General features: G+C 68.2%; 13 protein-coding genes. 7 read left to right on the plus strand and 6 right to left on the minus strand.

Annotated features, from left to right (window positions below; genetic code table 11):
- Positions 1–13 precede the first annotated feature (13 nt).
- The gene (locus EV383_RS23585; RefSeq protein ID WP_130291957.1) at positions 14–691 is read left to right on the plus strand and encodes a GOLPH3/VPS74 family protein; all 678 of its coding nucleotides are present in this window, start codon (positions 14–16) and stop codon (positions 689–691) included.
- Between the two features lie 7 nt (positions 692–698).
- On the opposite strand, the gene EV383_RS23590 is transcribed toward EV383_RS23585, so the two are convergent.
- From EV383_RS23590 to EV383_RS23605, 4 genes are all read right to left on the minus strand, one after another.
- A complete protein-coding gene (locus EV383_RS23590) occupies positions 699–1,730 on the minus strand; it encodes a glycoside hydrolase family 6 protein (protein WP_242623267.1) in 1,032 nt (343 codons plus the stop codon).
- A gap of 32 nt (positions 1,731–1,762) precedes the next feature.
- Entirely contained in the window at positions 1,763–3,715 is a 1,953-nt protein-coding gene (gene glxA, locus EV383_RS23595; RefSeq protein WP_242623268.1) for a radical copper oxidase GlxA, read from the minus strand.
- Entirely contained in the window at positions 3,712–5,529 is a 1,818-nt protein-coding gene (locus EV383_RS23600) for a glycosyltransferase family 2 protein (RefSeq protein ID WP_130291958.1), read from the minus strand. Before EV383_RS23600 ends, glxA begins: the two co-directional genes overlap by 4 nt.
- A gap of 434 nt (positions 5,530–5,963) precedes the next feature.
- Positions 5,964–7,391: a hypothetical protein gene (locus EV383_RS23605; RefSeq protein WP_130291959.1), complete on the minus strand. Its 1,428-nt coding sequence runs from the start codon at positions 7,389–7,391 to the stop codon at positions 5,964–5,966.
- Positions 7,392–7,815: 424 nt separating this feature from the next.
- Here EV383_RS23605 and EV383_RS23610 point away from each other — a divergent pair, with 424 nt between their 5' ends.
- Complete coding sequence (locus tag EV383_RS23610) at positions 7,816–8,265, plus strand: hypothetical protein (protein WP_130291960.1); 450 nt, start codon at positions 7,816–7,818, stop codon at positions 8,263–8,265.
- A complete protein-coding gene (locus EV383_RS23615) occupies positions 8,262–8,732 on the plus strand; it encodes a hypothetical protein (protein WP_130291961.1) in 471 nt (156 codons plus the stop codon). Before EV383_RS23610 ends, EV383_RS23615 begins: the two co-directional genes overlap by 4 nt.
- Positions 8,733–8,736: 4 nt before the next feature.
- Here the strand turns inward: EV383_RS23615 and EV383_RS23620 are convergent, their stop codons facing one another.
- Entirely contained in the window at positions 8,737–9,504 is a 768-nt protein-coding gene (locus EV383_RS23620; protein WP_130291962.1) for a class I SAM-dependent methyltransferase, read from the minus strand.
- Between the two features lie 278 nt (positions 9,505–9,782).
- Between EV383_RS23620 and EV383_RS23625 the strand changes: the two genes are divergently transcribed.
- The 3 genes from EV383_RS23625 to EV383_RS23635 all read left to right on the plus strand — a co-directional run bounded on the left by EV383_RS23625 (position 9,783) and on the right by EV383_RS23635 (position 12,994).
- On the plus strand, positions 9,783–10,826 hold the full coding sequence (locus EV383_RS23625; RefSeq protein ID WP_130291963.1) for a glycosyltransferase family 2 protein: 1,044 nt from the start codon (positions 9,783–9,785) through the stop codon (positions 10,824–10,826).
- Between the two features lie 97 nt (positions 10,827–10,923).
- Positions 10,924–11,904 (plus strand): NAD-dependent epimerase/dehydratase family protein, encoded by a 981-nt coding sequence (locus EV383_RS23630; RefSeq protein ID WP_278044881.1) that lies wholly within the window; start codon positions 10,924–10,926, stop codon positions 11,902–11,904.
- A 205-nt stretch (positions 11,905–12,109) separates the two neighbouring features.
- Positions 12,110–12,994: a phytanoyl-CoA dioxygenase family protein gene (locus EV383_RS23635; RefSeq protein ID WP_130291965.1), complete on the plus strand. Its 885-nt coding sequence runs from the start codon at positions 12,110–12,112 to the stop codon at positions 12,992–12,994.
- 31 nt (positions 12,995–13,025) lie between these two features.
- Here the strand turns inward: EV383_RS23635 and EV383_RS23640 are convergent, their stop codons facing one another.
- Positions 13,026–13,997, minus strand: coding sequence for a glycosyltransferase (locus EV383_RS23640; RefSeq protein ID WP_130291966.1), 972 nt, complete (start codon positions 13,995–13,997; stop codon positions 13,026–13,028).
- 204 nt (positions 13,998–14,201) lie between these two features.
- On the opposite strand from EV383_RS23640, the gene EV383_RS23645 reads away from it, so the two are divergent.
- Positions 14,202–15,233: a hypothetical protein gene (locus EV383_RS23645; protein ID WP_130291967.1), complete on the plus strand. Its 1,032-nt coding sequence runs from the start codon at positions 14,202–14,204 to the stop codon at positions 15,231–15,233.
- Positions 15,234–15,238: the final 5 nt, after the last annotated feature.

Consider the following 15,238-nt stretch of genomic DNA (forward strand, 5'->3'; position numbering starts at 1 on the left):
AGCGTTTCGACGCATGGGGGCCGATCTGCTGATTTCCGAGGAACTGTTGCTGCTGGGCCTGGACGACGAGTCCGGGAAACCCACCTGGACGTTCGACTCCACGATCCTCAACGGCGCGGTGCTGTTCGACCTCGTCCGTTCCGGTTCGGTCGAGATCGTGGACAAGAAGGTGCTGGTCACCGACTTCTTCCCGGAGCACCCGCTGCTGCGCCGGGTGCAGGAGGTGATCGCCGACGAGAAGAAGACGCGGTCGGTCTCGCACTGGCAGCAGATGCTCCCGTACCAGGTGAAGAACCTGCAGCAGGTGATCGCGAGCCGGCTCGTCGCCGACGGCGTCCTGACCGAGGAGTCCGGCAAGGTGATGGGCCTGTTCAAGCAGACGAAGCTGCCCGAGGCCGACCCCGGCCCCGAGCGCGCCCTGCGGGCCCGCCTGCACGACATCCTCGTCGTCGGCCGTGAGCCCTCGGAGCACGACGCTCTGCTGATCACCCTTCTCGAAGCCGGTTACCAGACCGGCTACCTGCTCACCGACGTCGAGAAGGAGCAGCGCAAGGCCGGTAAGAAGCGCGCCGCGGCGATCGCGAAGGACTTCAAGGAGAACCCCGTGGTCAAGGCCGGCTCGGACGCGCAGATGGCCATGTTCACGACGATCTTCGCCGCAGGGATGATCAGCAGCGGCAGCGGGAACTGACCGCCCCTCAGCCGGTCTGCTGCCGCTGGGCCAGCCCCAGCGCGTAGTCCGGGTACCACTGCCCCGCCGCCGGCTCACCCGGACGGCAGGCGCCGTCGGACTCCCCCGGACGCTTGACCCACAACAGCGCGTCCACCAGCGGGTTCCCGGTGTTCGTCGTCGGGTTCGCGCCGAGTCCGCGGCCGGGCGGGTTGCAGAACGCCGGGGCGTCGCCGATCTCCTGCTGCGTCGCCGGGCCGCGGCCGTTGCGGCTGGTGTCGACGACGAAGTGCGATCCGCCGAGCTTCTGCGAGATCCGGGTCCCGAACTCGACGCTCGCCGCGGTGGGGTAGAAGTTCGCGACGTTGAGGCTGAACCCGTCCGCGCGTTTGACCCCGGAGCGGTCCAGCGCCCCGGAGAGGGCGTCCACATCGGAGATGAAGCCGGGGTTGCCGGCGTCGATGTAGACGGCCGCGCCGCCGGCCTTGAGCGCGTCGATCGCCTGCCCGAGCAGGGCGTAGCGCTCGTCGCGCAACGCCCCGTCGACGCAGCCGGAGATCTCGTGCGGGACGGCGTCGGGCTCGAGCACCACCGTCGACGGCGTCCCGTCCAGACCGCGGACCAGGCCCGCGATCCAGTTCCGGTAGTAGTCGCCGTTCGGTGCGCCGCCACCGGAGAAGCTGCCGCAGTCGCGGTGCGGGACGTTGTAGGCGACCAGCAGCGGGCGCTGGTTCGCGTCCTTCGCCCGTCCCACGTAGTCGCGGGTCTCCCCCTCGACCGCGGCGACGTCACCGGTCGGCCACATCGGGAACGGCTGGCTCGCGATCTTGCGGATCTGCTCCGCGTCGTCGCTCCGCCCCTCGGCCTCCCACTGCTGGACCTGCGACTGCGCCGGGCTCTTCCAGTCCACGAAGTACCCCGACTCCGAGGCCGACGATGTCGACGTCGGGGCCGGGAGCCCGGTGGCCGGCGGGGTGTCGGTGGCGGTGCCACAACCGACCAGGGTCGCCGCGACCAACGCTCCCGACACCAGGGCGGACAGGGCCGAGTAGGTGCGCACGACCGCGGAGTGTGCCAGTTCCGAGGTACGGATCACGTGACGTGTACCCACTTCGCCGTCGACGGCGTCCCGTTCTTGTCGACCAGGAACAGCATGTAGTAGCCCGGGGGCACCATCGTGGCCTCGCCCGGGACCCGCAGGCCGAGCGAGCCGTCCGGGTTGCGGGCGATGTCGAGGGCCACCGAGCGCTGCTCGATGTCCGTGGCGTGGGTGACGGCGCTGGGCCGGATCAGCCGTGCCGTCGCGATGTTCGCGGCCTCCGGGGACGTCACGGGCACCGTGTCCCCGAGCTTCGCCTCGGTGGGCGCGGTCGCGATCGTCGGCTGCGGGCCGTGGAACAGGTACGGCGGCGTGAAGATCTCCAGCCGCTGCTCGAACGGCGCAGGCTTGGTGTTGTCGACGTTCTTGAACAGCGAGTTCCCGCCCGCGGTGAGCACCTGCCCGTTCGGCAGCAGCAGCGCCTCGGCGTGGTAGTCGCGGCCCACCGCAGGGTCGGCCATGTCGGTCAGCTTGTTGGTCGACGGGGTGTAGAGGCTCGCCTGCAGGATGTCGCTGGCGCCCTTGCCGCGGTAGTCGCGGGACCCGCCGGTGATCAGCATGTTGTCGTCGGGCAGCTGCACGACGTTCGGGTAGCGGGTGGGCGTGCGCAGGTCCGGACCCGGTGTGAACGCCGGCTGCGGCGCCTTCAGGTCGATCGCGTCGATCCGCGCGGTGGCCTTCGGCGACTCGCCGACCCCACCCCCGCCGACGACGATCATCTTCTGGTCCTGCACCGGCCCGGCCCAGGCCGAGCCACTGGTCTCGGTCTCGTCGGGGTCGCGCAGGCCGGGGACCGGCAGGAACGAGTTGTCGCCGAGGTTCCAGAACCCGGGCTGACGTCCGGCGTCGGCGGGGCCGTAACCGGCGTTGGAGCCGGAGTAGAACAGCGTGCCCTCGCGACCGGTCTGGAAGATCGCCGGGTAGGTCGGGAAGTAGCGGAACAGGTCGGGCCGGTCGGTCCAGCGCTTCGTCGCCGGGTCGTAGACCTCGTTCTGGCCGGGCAGGATCTGCCCGGTGCCGTCCAGGCCGGACACGGCGATGACCTGCCCGTCCGGCAGCCCGGTCAGCGTCGGGTACCAGCGCTTCTGGGTCATGTCCCCGACGCGGACGTACTTCTCGGCGAACGGGTCGAACTCGTAGGTGTCGGCGATGCCCTGGAAGTCCTGCTTCGCCATGGTCATCTGCGCGCCCATGCCGTAGATGTTCTTCGCCTCGGCCGGGTCCAGACCGGCGACCGAGTACTGGGCCGGGGCGTCGGTCATGCCGCCGTGCCCCTCCTGGTCGGACTCGACGAACACGATGGTCTCGCTGGCGGTCACGGTCGTGTCCGCGCCCTCGCCCTTCTTGACCGCGGGCGGCACGGTGAACGCGGCGTCGGCCAGGTACGTGCGGCCGTCCGGGGAGAGGAAGGCGGTGCCCTTCGCGAAGTCGCGTCCGGCGTCCGGGTTCTCGTTGCGCACCCGCATCGCACCGGCCGCCCTCGTCACCTGGCCGTCGAGCTTCTCGTAGCGCTGCGTACCGCCGGCGACGAGCAGCTTGCCGTCGGGCAGGAACGCGTGGCCGCCGCAGAACAGGTCCGACGGGGTGTCGACCTTGTTCGCCTCACCGGTCGCCGGGTCGTAGACGAGCGTGGAGAACGTGCCGGCGTCGAACTGCTTCTCGTCGTTGCCCGAGCCCGCGACCAGCAGGATCTTGCCCGTCGGGAGCATCGCGGCGTGGATGGCGTTGACGCGGACGTCCGCCGGCAGCTCGACGACGTCCCAGCGCCCGTGCGCGGCGACGTACTCCTCGCTGTGCAGGTACGCCTCGTGCCGGGCCTCGGAGACCCACGCCAGGGCGGGCGGGACGTTGACGCCGAGCAGGATCGCCGGGACGGCGACGAGGGTGACGGTCCGGCGGCGCACGTTGAGGGCGCGCAGGATGCGGTCGATACGACGCGGCTTCACGCCACGGCTCCGATCTGGTCGTTGCTACGGGTGGTGGTCTGGGACGGGATGTCGATCGAGAGGGTCGACGGCATGGCCTCGACGAGCTCGGCGGCGGTGGCCATCGCCTCGCGGGTGCGCCAGATGCCGCCCAGCCAGATCAGCGCCGGGGTGAGGCTGATCAGCAGCGCGAGCGCCGGCCACATCAGGACGTCGAGGTTGGCGTAGCCCAGCGCGAACGACGCGAGGATGGCCAGGCCGAGCAGCACCGACCACTGCAGGTGCCGCTGGAACGTGACGACCCGGTCCGGGCTCGCCGCCTCGGCCTTCGGCGTGACGACGAACTTGGCCGGACGGCGCAGGATCGTCGCCCACAGCGAGCTGGCGTAGATCGGCGCGGACAGCACCGACATGGCCATCCCGCGGATCCCGGTGGAGCCCTCGAGCTCGTACGGGCTGACGTTGTAGCGGCGGTTACGCAGGTAGACCCACGTCTGGAACGCGATGGCGTCGACGTAGAGCGCCAGCCACAGCGACGGCGGGACGACGATGCCGGACACGCCGAAGGCCAGGTACAGCGTCGCGTTGACGGCGCCGAGCATCCAGCCGATCGCCATCGACGGGTAGAACGTGGTGATCAGGACGTAGTGCAGCATCCGGCCCGGAGTCAGGCGGTAGAGACGCTTGAGGAAGGGCCCGCCGAGCACCTCGAACGTCCCGCGCGACCAGCGCAGCTGCTGGGAGAAGTAGTCGGTCCAGGACGACGGTCCCTCGCCGACCGCGACGACGTCGGGGGTGTAGACCGAGCGCCAGCGCGCCCCCGTCCACGGGTTGCGCCGGGCGTGCACCGCCAGGCCGGTCGCCATGTCCTCGGTGATCGAGTCGTGCAGGCCGCCGACCGTGCCCAGGGCGTCGATCCGGATCGCGTTGTTCGTGCCGACCAGCATCGGGATGCCGTAGGCGTTGGCGGCGCGCTGGATCAGGCTGTGGAACGGGAACTGCTGCGACTCCGCGGCCTTGGTGACGAAGTTGTCGCAGTTGGCGTAGCACTGCGGGCCGACGACGAACGCGACGTCGGGGTCGCGGAAGTAGCCCAGCATCCGCTCGGCGTAGTTCGGCAGCGGCACGTGGTCCGGGTCGACCGAGAGGAACACGTCGTAGTGGTGGCCCTCGGCGTGCACCCAGGCGTTGTAGTTCCCGTGCTTGGTCTTGGCCTTGAAGAAGCCCTGGGGCTGGTTGTAGACCTCGACGCCCTTGCGCGTGAAGTGCCGGACGCCGACCTCGCCGCACATCGCGCGGACCTCGTCGTCGTCGCCCTCGTCGAGCAGCCAGACGTCGAACGTGCCGGCGTGCCGGATGCGCTTCGCCGCCTCCAGCGTCGCGCGGACCATCTCGATCGGTTCCTTGCCGGGGACGATCGTGGTCAGGAACGCGACCCGCAGGGTCGGGTCCGGCCGGACCGGGACCGGGTCGCGGGCGATCACCGAGGCCAGCGACAGCGAGAACACGTTGATCAGCCGCAGTCCCTCGACCAGCGCGATCGAGCCGATGACGAACACGTTCGCCGCCTGGATCCACCAGCGCTCGTCGGCGTCGGGGTGGTGGCCCGGCTGCAGCAGCCAGAGGACGAACAGCAGCTCGAAGCCGATGTTCGCGCCGATGATGGCCAGCGTCTTGACCCACTGCCGCCGCTCCTGGCCCTCGTGCAGGTTGCGGTAGCGCACCCGGTAGGTCTCGCCCTCGGGCGGCGGCTCGGTGATCGCTCCGGACAGCTGACTGAAGTCGCGCAACGACTGCGCGCCCCCGATCGGCCCCCCGGCCTCCGGTGCGGACACTGGCGTACCTCCACGCTGAACACGGAAACGGAAAAGGGCATGACGGTATGGAGCGCGCAGCCCGTTCCGGGACCGCCGCCCTGGGTGATCATCTCTCTTGTGGACGTCTCATCGACGCTTCGGGACACCCCGTTACAACGCGCCTCATACGCGCGCCGAACAAGTCGGGCGACCTTTATCAGTTCTTGACCGAAGATCGTCGATCTCGGCCATGAGCTGCGGCGACGAAGTTTGCGCTACTCCGAACAGACCAGTTTGACTAGGTCGAACGGAGTGCTCCTCACGTCATCGCGGAGCCGCGAAAGGGTCAGTCATCGAATTTGATGAAAACAGTTCGGGGCATACCCAAAGAACTGTCGTCGACCTGACGATATAGCGACTCCGGCGTCCCGCTGCGAGGCGACGCGGAATCGTCGACGTTCCGCGGAATCGGTTCAGTCGGTGACGATCAGCGAGTTGACCGTCAGGTCCCACGCCTCGGACTTCGCGCCGTAGAGGTCCCAGCTGAACGTCTGCAGCGGAGCGTCGCCGGGAGGCCCCTGTGCCACGAGCTGGCCCCGGACGAAGAACTGCACCGTGCCGTCGACGACCTGGACGATCCGGACCGGGACCTCCTCGCCCCGGTCGGTCGAACCGTTTCCGGGGCGCGTGAGCACGTAGCTGCCCGGCGGGTCGAAGTCGTCGTAGTTGTTGCAGACGGCGCGCGAGCACACCAATGCGGCCACGAGCGAACCCTGCTCCCCCGGGCCCCAGACCAGCCGGTGCTTCTTCCCGTCCGCCAGCCGCAGCGTCAGCCCGGCTCCGCCGGGGCCCTGCTTCGTGGCGCGTGCGGTGGCGACGACGAACGAGATCTGGCGGAACCCGTCCATCGAACGCGGTTCGAGCCTCGACTCCGCGCCGTCCGCGGAGTCGGTCGGGCCGACCACGAAGTGCAGGGCCCCGCCGAGGGGGTAGATCAGGTCGGCGCGGGTGGGCGGGAGCCAACGCTGCGGATCGAGCTCGGTCCCGCTGAACGAGTCCTGCAGGACGACGGATCCGGTGCGCCTCTCGGGCGACGACGGGACGAGCAGATAGGTGGCAACGACCGTGACCGCCACGACGACGACCGCCGCGAGGGCCGCGACACCCCACCGTCGACGGGGCCGGCCGGCGCCTGGACCGGGTACGACCTCATCGTTCGTCGGGGCATCGGCGAGCAGACCGCGGTGAGCGACGACGCGCCCCCTCCCCACCGGGCTCCCCACGGCTCCGGCATCGTCGGTCTCGGCAGCCGGGTCGGCGACGTCCGATGTATCTATGTCCGGTGCGGCTACATCCGGTGGACCAGCGGTCGGGGAGGCATCGTCCGACGTGACCGCGTCCGGGGCGGCACCGTTCGACGTGGGCCCGTCGGGGGTGGCGACGTTCGACGTCGCCGCGTCGGTGGTGACGTTCGACGTCGCCGCGTCGGTGGTGACGACCTCCGGGGCGCCGTTCCCCTCGGCGACGGCGGTCACCCCAGGATCAGCGTCTGCAGCCGGGGCCGTGGGCGGCTGCGGGAGCACCATCGAGACGCCCTCCTCGTCGCGCGCCCGGCGGGCCTTGACGAACAGCTCGGCCGCCTGGGCCGCCACGAGCTCCGCCTCCGCGTCGTGCGACCCGACCAGAGCGAACACCAGCGACCGGACCTGGTCCTCGGACACCGGCAGCGAGATCCCGCGCACGATGTCGTGCACCCGGCTGTAGGACAGGTGCATCGACCTGCCGACCTCGCGCAGCGACCGGGTCCCGAACCGGCGGTGGACCGCGTCGAGGAACTCGAGCATCTCCCGGTGCGCCCCGGCCTCCGGCCACGCGGTCCGGTTGAAGCGGCTCGGCGGCACGGTGCTCTCCAGTGCTGGACGTCAGTCGATCGGTGGTCGGGCGCGGAATCGGTCACGTTACGTGAGAACCGGACAAATCATCGGTCCTGACGAGACCCCCACCGGACCGGGACATGACACGGACCCGTCAGCCTCCGATGATCAGGACCGCCCCCGTCGTGCGTCAATGGACGAGGCACTCCGCGGGCGGAGCCGACCACCGACGGCGATGCCGGCGGAGTGCCGCCACACCTGCGGGTCCATCTCTGCACCACCGTGACGCTAATCCATGCCGATCATGGCCCGCCACGTCGGGGGAACACCCGACATCGCCGGCCACCTCGTCGTCACAACTGCTGACATTCCCGCCTTGAGCGCAATGGCGCACCGCCTCCGGTCGAACAGCTCAGTGACAACGCGGCCGACCGGCGCAACGGAGCGACTCATGACTTCTTCGGACCCCTTCACCGACTCCGGCGGCTCGACCGTCGGCTGGGTGCTCGTCCTCTTCCTGCTCGTCGTGGGCTTCGGCGTCGCCGCCTATGCCTACGACAAGTTCAAGACGAACGGGTTCCGGCCCCGCACGGTGCACACCCGGCTCGCGCCGCGCGACGTCGTGGACGCGTTCGCACGCACCGTCACCGGGACCGGCTGGACGATCGTCGACTGGGGCAACCCCGTCGTCGCCCAGTCCGGCCTGCTGAGCGGCATCCGGCAGCAGATCGCGCTGCGCGTCGAGCCCGGTCCCACCGGCTGCACGGTGCAGGTGTTCGTCCCGCGGTACTCGAAGAAGGTGCTCGGCGGCGCGACGAAGGCCTACACGCTGCGCTGGCGGATGTCGTCGTTCCTGACCGAGGTCCGGCGCATGGACACGAATGCGATGGTGCAGGGATGAGCACCCTCGTGCTCCCGGTGATGCTCCGCGCGAGCCTCCCGCTCTCGACCTGGCTCGTCCTGTTCGGGCTGATGCTGGCGGCCATGGCCGCTCTCTACCTCTGGGCCTCGCAGCAGACCTCGATGCTGGACACGTTCGTCCCGGAGCCGGCGGGCGTCGTCGAGGTGCAGCTCCCGGGGCCGCTCCCGGCCGCGCTGGGGAACACGGTCGCCGCGCTCGCCGGCGTGCCCGGGGTGACGCTGGTCGACCACCGCCCCGGTGCCGCCCTGTTCTCGGTGATGCCGACGCCGTCGTCGATGGACCGGGGGTACGGCGCGTTCGTGCTCGCGACGATCTCCGACGGACGGGTCGAGCTGCGGGGGCGCCGGAAGGTCCGGATGCCGGCCACCCGCCTGGGCACACTCCTCGACGGGCTCGAACGCGAGGTCCGCAACCACGTCCGCCCGGACAGCATGTGGCACGTCTGACCGACTACACCGCGACGCGCTCCCAGCAGTCGTACCGGTAGCCCGACCCGTGCGGGCCGAAATCGGGCCAATCGGCGCCGCCGACGTGCCGGAGACCGAGTCTGTGGGCAACCGCAGCAGCACTCTGATGGACACCCTCGCCACTCATCGGGGCACTCAGTTCCCCGAGATAGTGCAGGAGCGCGATCCTCCCGCCGGGACGCAGTCGAGTGCTCATGAGCTCCAGCCCGAGCTCCAGAGTGCCCGGCTCCCACATGTAGAGGATGTCGGAGCAGACCACCAGGTCGAACGGGCCTTCCGGACAGTCGTAGGGCAAGGTTCGGCGCTCGAACCTCACGGTCGGATCCGTCGTGCGTTCACGAGCCCGACGTACGGCAGCCTCCGAGATGTCCACGGCGACGAGCCCGTCACAGAGCTTGACGAGGCGTTCGCTGAAAGCTCCTTCGCTACAGCCGATCTCCAGTCCTCTCGAGTAACGCCGGTCACCGAGAGCGTCGATGAGCCGCCGGTACTTCTCGGCCTCGAACGGCTTCTGATCGAAGCCATATGGATCAACCTCGGCATACAGGCGCTCGTGCTCCCGGCGGCTCCACCCCGGCTGCCAGAGCCACGTCCAGCCGGCCACCGCCGATCCGAGCCTGGGCGCACGCCTGACACCCCAGCGGACACCCGCCCGGACCGTTTGTGCGGCGGCCGAGACCGCACTCCCGCCGATGCTCCGGACCCGACGGCGTACGGACACCGGGACCACCTGCTTCACGACCGCGACCATCTCGACACCTCTTCAACGGATTCGGACAGATCAGACACCGAACAAGGCTGGTCTCGGGGCAGACGACCAGGTCGTTACGCACTGCGCCATTCATCCGAACCCGCACGCCCTATTGCCGCACCCGGGAGACGACGATCTCTGTCACACCACTTTCGACTCGGCCGGATTGTCCGTATCCCCCGCCGACGAACGGCGTGTAACGACCGGAGGGCCTCTCCGAGATTGCAGGTGCCGCCCGGCTCGTCCGGCGATCGGCGACATCTCATAAGGAGGCGGCGATGCAGTTGACCGGACCGACGGAGGCGAGCCCCGTGCCGACACCTGCGATCAGCATTCTTTCCAGCGCATATCGGACCGAGGACAAGCTCGAGGCGATGATCCTTTCGGTGCTCGCCCAGACCCGTTCCGACTGGGAGCTCATCGTGGTCGACAACGGACCGTCCGACACGATTGCGTCCATAGTCCAGCGCTACACCGACGATTCGCGCATACGCCTGATCCGTCAGACGAACAGCGGAGTCTCCGGAGGGGTCAACGCAGCGGCCGCGCAGGCGCGAGGTACGTACCTGGTGGTCCTGCACAGCGATGACCAGTTGACGCCCGAGTACTGCTCACGCATGGGCGGAATTCTGGACGACGATCCTGCCATCGATGTCGTCTGTTGCGATGCCCATCTGATCTCCGCGTCCACCGGAGAACCGCTGCACCATAGTTTCCGTACCAACCTGGCCAATCGCAGGTTCACCGCTCGCGTCACACTCACCGATCTTCTCGCCGGCCGACCGCTCTACTACGTCGGGGCATTCCGCCGGGCGGCCTGGGCGGCCGGTGGCGGCTACTCCAGCGACCCACCCAACATCGAGGACCGTCTGCTGTACCTGAGAATACTGGGTGCCGGCGGGTCGATTGTCGAAATCCCGGACCGACTGAGCCGGTACATGCTGGACGACAACTCGGCGACATATCATCCGGATAGTTCGCGACAGATGCAACGCAGCCTCGAACAGGTGCACGTCGAGGCGGCCCGAGCGTCCGGCCGTCCGCAGGATCTCGCGGCGCTCGAGGTCGGCCTGCGCCGCTCCCGGTACGTGCAGGCGCTCCGACGGGCACGGTTCGCATTCATCGCCGGGGATGTCAGCGAGGCTCGCACAGAGGCTCGCCAGGCTCTCGCACAACGATGGACCCTCCGCGCAGGAGCTGTGTTCGCCGGACTGACGGTCGCCCCTGGCGTACTGAGGCTTGTTCACCCGACCAAGAGGATGATGACCGAGCGGTTTGCCTCATTTGGGGCCAGGACGGTCCGACGGGTCGCATCGCGCTAACACTTCTTCCCGTTGCGACGAGCCCACCAGCGCACATCTGTCGGTTGCGCCACGCGGGAACCGCGATCAGACACTCGCAGGGGGTTACATGCGTGCAATGGTCACCGGAGGTGCCGGTTTCGTCGGTTCCACCCTCGTGGACATGCTCGTCACCCGAGGCGACGCGGTCTGCGTGCTGGACGACCTCAGCCGGGGATCTCTGTCCAATCTGGCTTCAGCTCTTGCCACAGGAGTCAGCATGGTCACCGCTGATGTCCGCGACGCCGACGCCGTACGTAGGACGGCATCGGAGTTCCTCCCAGATGTCGTTTTTCACCTCGCGGCCCAGATCGACGTCCGTGCGTCCATGGCGGACCCGGCGATGGATGCCGACGTGAACATCATCGGCTCCCTCAACGTTCTGACTGCGGCGGCCGAGGTGGGCGTTCCTCGAATCGTCCTCAGCTCGACAGGAGGCGCGATCTACGGCGACGGTGCCGTGATCCCGACACCGGAGTCGGCGATCCCCGCTCCGGCGTCGGGTTACGGACTCAGCAAGTGGACGGCGGAACGTTACGGGGAATGGTTCGCCGGCACGCGTGCCCTCGACGTGAGGGTCCTTCGTTATGGAAACGTGTACGGCCCCCGACAGGACCCCGATGGTGACGCCGGCGTCATCGCCTTGTACTGCGATGCTGCGTTGGCGGGACGACGTCCGATCGTGTTCGGGGACGGGCTGCAGACACGAGACTTCGTCTATGTGGACGACATAGCGGCTGCGAACATCGCGGCCGCGACGACCGACGGGGTGGGCCATCGCGTCTTCAACGTGGGGAGCGGAACGGAGATCTCGGTACTGGAGCTCGCCAGGGCCGTGGGTGACTCCGTAGGCGTGCCTCCCGAACGATGGCGGATCGACCACCGCCCGCCACGTGCGGGCGAGGTGCGGCGAAGCTGCCTCGACGTCTCTCGGGCCCGCCACGAGCTGAGGCTCGGGCCCGGCGTCCCTCTGGAGCCCGGCATTCGAAGGACTGTGGCCTGGATCCGGTCGAGGAGCCGCGACGAAGCACGGGGCGACCACGGCGACGCTCTCGTCTGAATCCGTCAGAAGTCGACCACGAAGGTCATCGAATCGAAGGCTCGGAACCACGATCAATAGGCGTGACAGAGCTGTCCGCAAAACACCCATGATGACCCTTGCGCATTTAATCAGAACTGTCGATGCAGGTGATCTCGAGAACGAGCCACCCTTGACTTCGATACTGGACGATTCATATGACGTCGACAGCAACAGGGAGAGCTCCGTGATCACAATCTATCTGAATCGACGCATCAGCGACGGCGGCCGCCGCGAGTCGCTTTACCGAGGAGACTTCTTCCTCTACACCGACATCGAAGGGGCGGACGCCCTGGCCGATCACGCCAAGGCACTGATCGCCGACGCCTTCGACGGTCTGGACCCCGAACGCGCTCAGTATTCGATGGATGTCGAGGAGTTCATCAGCCGGGTCGAGCCACTCAAGCGCGAGTTCACGAACGGCCACCGCACGAAAGAGCTCTGCCAGCGGTTCGCGACCGACCTCGGCGTCGACCCGGAGCGCACCTATTTCGATATTCCACGACTGCGCGTCATCCCTTCCGACCAGTTCTTGACGGCGGGGGTCAGCTACAACTACAAGGCCCATCGCGATATGTGGTACGGCCACCCTCAGCAGCTCGTGAACTATTGGACGCCGGTCTTCCCGGTCGTCGGTGACAACGTCATGAGTATGTTCACCGATTACTTCGACGTTCCGGTCAAGAACGCGTCGAACGCCTACGACTACGACGAATGGGTCGCCACTCATCGACCGGCGGCTGCATCGAACACCACCGCCGACACCCGACCGCATCCTGTGCCGCTGGAGGACTTCGAGTCCCGAGGGGAGATCCGGATCGCCGGGGGAGCCGGTGATGTGTTCATCTTCTCCTCGAACCACCTTCACGCGTCGACGCCCAACACGTCCGGGGTCACGCGCTTCTCCTATGACCTGCGGACGATCAACATCGACGACGTTCTCCAGGGCAAGGGACCCCGCAACGTCGACAGCGGTGCCACCGGCAGCACACTCGGGGACTTCCTCCGTGTCTCCGACCTCGCCCCGCTGGAGATCGAGGAGTTCGTCCGCGTACCCGCTGCGATGGTCTGAGCAGGCCTGCCTGCGCGTCCGGGTCACGTGGTCAGCGCCGGAGCAGGAACTCCGGGACGTCGGTACGGCTCCGTACCCGTACGTCGCGAGCCGCGATCAGATCATCGACCGAGATCGCGGACGCGTCCCGGGCGACCGCCAGACCACGTGAGGAGAGCTCTTCGGCCAGCTGAACCTGGTGGTCGTCCTGGATCTCGCCGACGGACGGAAGTCGTGGTGCGAGGATCGGACGTCTCCCCTGCTGCAGCGCTGCGACCGCTGACCCCGTCCCGGCGTGACAGACCACCGCATCCGCTGACGCGAAGAGTTCGCCGAGTTCGTCGGAGGGCACCGTCTCCCGCGTCTCGATCGGCAGATCGTCGGTCGGTGTCCCGGCGGTCTGCCACGTCACCTCGACCGGCAGTCCGATCCGTTGCTCCAGCCGGCCGCCCGCACGAAGGATCGGGATCAGGTGGTCGATCAACCGTCGGAACGAATAACCGGTCGCGATTCCGACACTGACGACGACTCGGAACCGGTCACTTCTCGTCGAGGCCTTCGCGAGGACCTCGTAGTCGTCGAAGATGTTCCCCGCATACGACCATCGCCGCCCCGCCCAGTGGCGGTACTGCGTGTAGACCCGGATCGCGGGGTAGGTACTGAGGAGACGCCCGGTCACCGACGGACCGCTGACCCTCGTCGCACTCTCGATGTAGTGACAGCTGACTCCACGTGCGGCGAGATAGGGCAGATATCCCAGCGCGACGCCGGACCCGGTCGAAACCGCGGTGTGGACGCTGCGCTCACCGAAGGTCCTGTGTGCACTCTTCACGCAGCGGAGGACCCCGGTGACGTCCCGAGGCCCTACATAGGGAATGAAATCGACGGAACGTCCGGCCAGAAGTGCGCGGGACTGTTCATCCTCGTTCGTGATCCATCTGGTGTCGTCCAGCCGCAGCCGCTTCGCCAGCTGGTCGAGCTGGCGGAGGTGACCACCGGTGGTGGCGAGTAGCAGCGTTGTCATTCCGGTCGGCTCCGATCCATGTCCCGGAATATGTCGCCGACACCCTGTCGACGTTACGGCCGCCGCGGGGCTCGAGAATGGCCGGCGTAACGGACCGGGGCCCACGCACGAACTCGTCGTAGAGGTCGCGAGCGCCTCGTTCGGCCATGGTCCGGCACCACGACGAGGCCGACACCGATCACATGGACAGGACTTGAGGCCCGAATGTTCCGACGACGGTCGAGACACCCGTGGGGCCCGGCCCTCGCGGCTCTGTTCGCCGCCGCCCTGATCGCCGTCGTCCTCGTGATGCCCCGGCTCGACGGGACGGCGAGAACCGACGGGTCACCGGACCCCACCTCGACGCCCCGGGAACATTCCATCGGGGATCGTGTCCCGGCATCCGCCCAGCCGACGGCGTTCGTGTACAGCGGCGATCCTCGAGGCGCCACAGCGTATGCCGAGCCGGGTGGCCTCGTGGTCGCCGGGCGTGACAACTACCGGGATCCGGCGTTTCGCACGGTTGCCGAGGCGGGTGGCACCGTCCTCGTGTACCTCGACCCGATGATCAAGAACTCGTATGGCCGCTACCACCAGCTGCTGTTCGACGAGTCGTCGTGTGGACCCGCCGTCCCCGATTGGCCGGGGAGCCCGTCGAACTCATGGGGCCGGATCACCGACACCAGGCCCGGCGCCGTCGTCCAGCTGAAGCTGGAATGCGTCCTGGAAACGATGGTGCGGGAGAACCCGCACATGGGCGGGTGGTTCGCCGATGATCTGGGTAGCAGGCCGTGGGGCACCGCCTACACCAGTTGGCCCCGCGTCGAGCAGCAGGAGTACTACGACGGTGCGGTGGCGATCAGTCAGGTGTTCCGGAGGGTGGCCGACGAGCACGGACTGATCTTCATCACGAACGGCACCTGGGAGGCCGGCGACGTCGGTGGCACGGGCGGCGGATTCCCCGACCGCACCAAGCACGGGAACTCTCTCGCTGACGGCGGTGTCATCGAGTACCACGACGGCCAGCAGGACTACTTCGGGCCGTACGGGTGCAGCCAGCAGTGGGCCGCCGACTCACTCTCCTCGGCCCACCACCCGGTGATTCTCACGATCAGTCGTAGCGACGCGGACCGTGATCGTTACGCCGCGACCGGGTGCGTCACGCACGCGGTCAACCAGAGCGAATATCTCGACCCGCCTCCGCCCTGGGGCCTGTTCAAGGACATCGGCCTTCCATCCGGGGTCGGTAAGCCCTGAGGCCG

Origin of the sequence: Pseudonocardia sediminis (assembly GCF_004217185.1) — a bacterium.
Classification (GTDB): domain Bacteria; phylum Actinomycetota; class Actinomycetes; order Mycobacteriales; family Pseudonocardiaceae; genus Pseudonocardia; species Pseudonocardia sediminis.

What these genes read in the sequence shown, in the direction of transcription:
- EV383_RS23585 (WP_130291957.1), top strand. Translation starts at nt 14, where the DNA reads ATGGGGGCCGATCTGCTGATTTCCGAGGAACTGTTGCTGCTGGGCCTG.
- EV383_RS23610 (WP_130291960.1), top strand. Translation starts at nt 7,816, where the DNA reads ATGACTTCTTCGGACCCCTTCACCGACTCCGGCGGCTCGACCGTCGGC.
- EV383_RS23615 (WP_130291961.1), top strand. Translation starts at nt 8,262, where the DNA reads ATGAGCACCCTCGTGCTCCCGGTGATGCTCCGCGCGAGCCTCCCGCTC.
- EV383_RS23620 (WP_130291962.1), bottom strand. Translation starts at nt 9,504, where the DNA reads ATGGTCGCGGTCGTGAAGCAGGTGGTCCCGGTGTCCGTACGCCGTCGG.
- EV383_RS23625 (WP_130291963.1), top strand. Translation starts at nt 9,783, where the DNA reads ATGCAGTTGACCGGACCGACGGAGGCGAGCCCCGTGCCGACACCTGCG.
- EV383_RS23630 (WP_278044881.1), top strand. Translation starts at nt 10,924, where the DNA reads ATGGTCACCGGAGGTGCCGGTTTCGTCGGTTCCACCCTCGTGGACATG.
- EV383_RS23640 (WP_130291966.1), bottom strand. Translation starts at nt 13,997, where the DNA reads ATGACAACGCTGCTACTCGCCACCACCGGTGGTCACCTCCGCCAGCTC.
- EV383_RS23645 (WP_130291967.1), top strand. Translation starts at nt 14,202, where the DNA reads ATGTTCCGACGACGGTCGAGACACCCGTGGGGCCCGGCCCTCGCGGCT.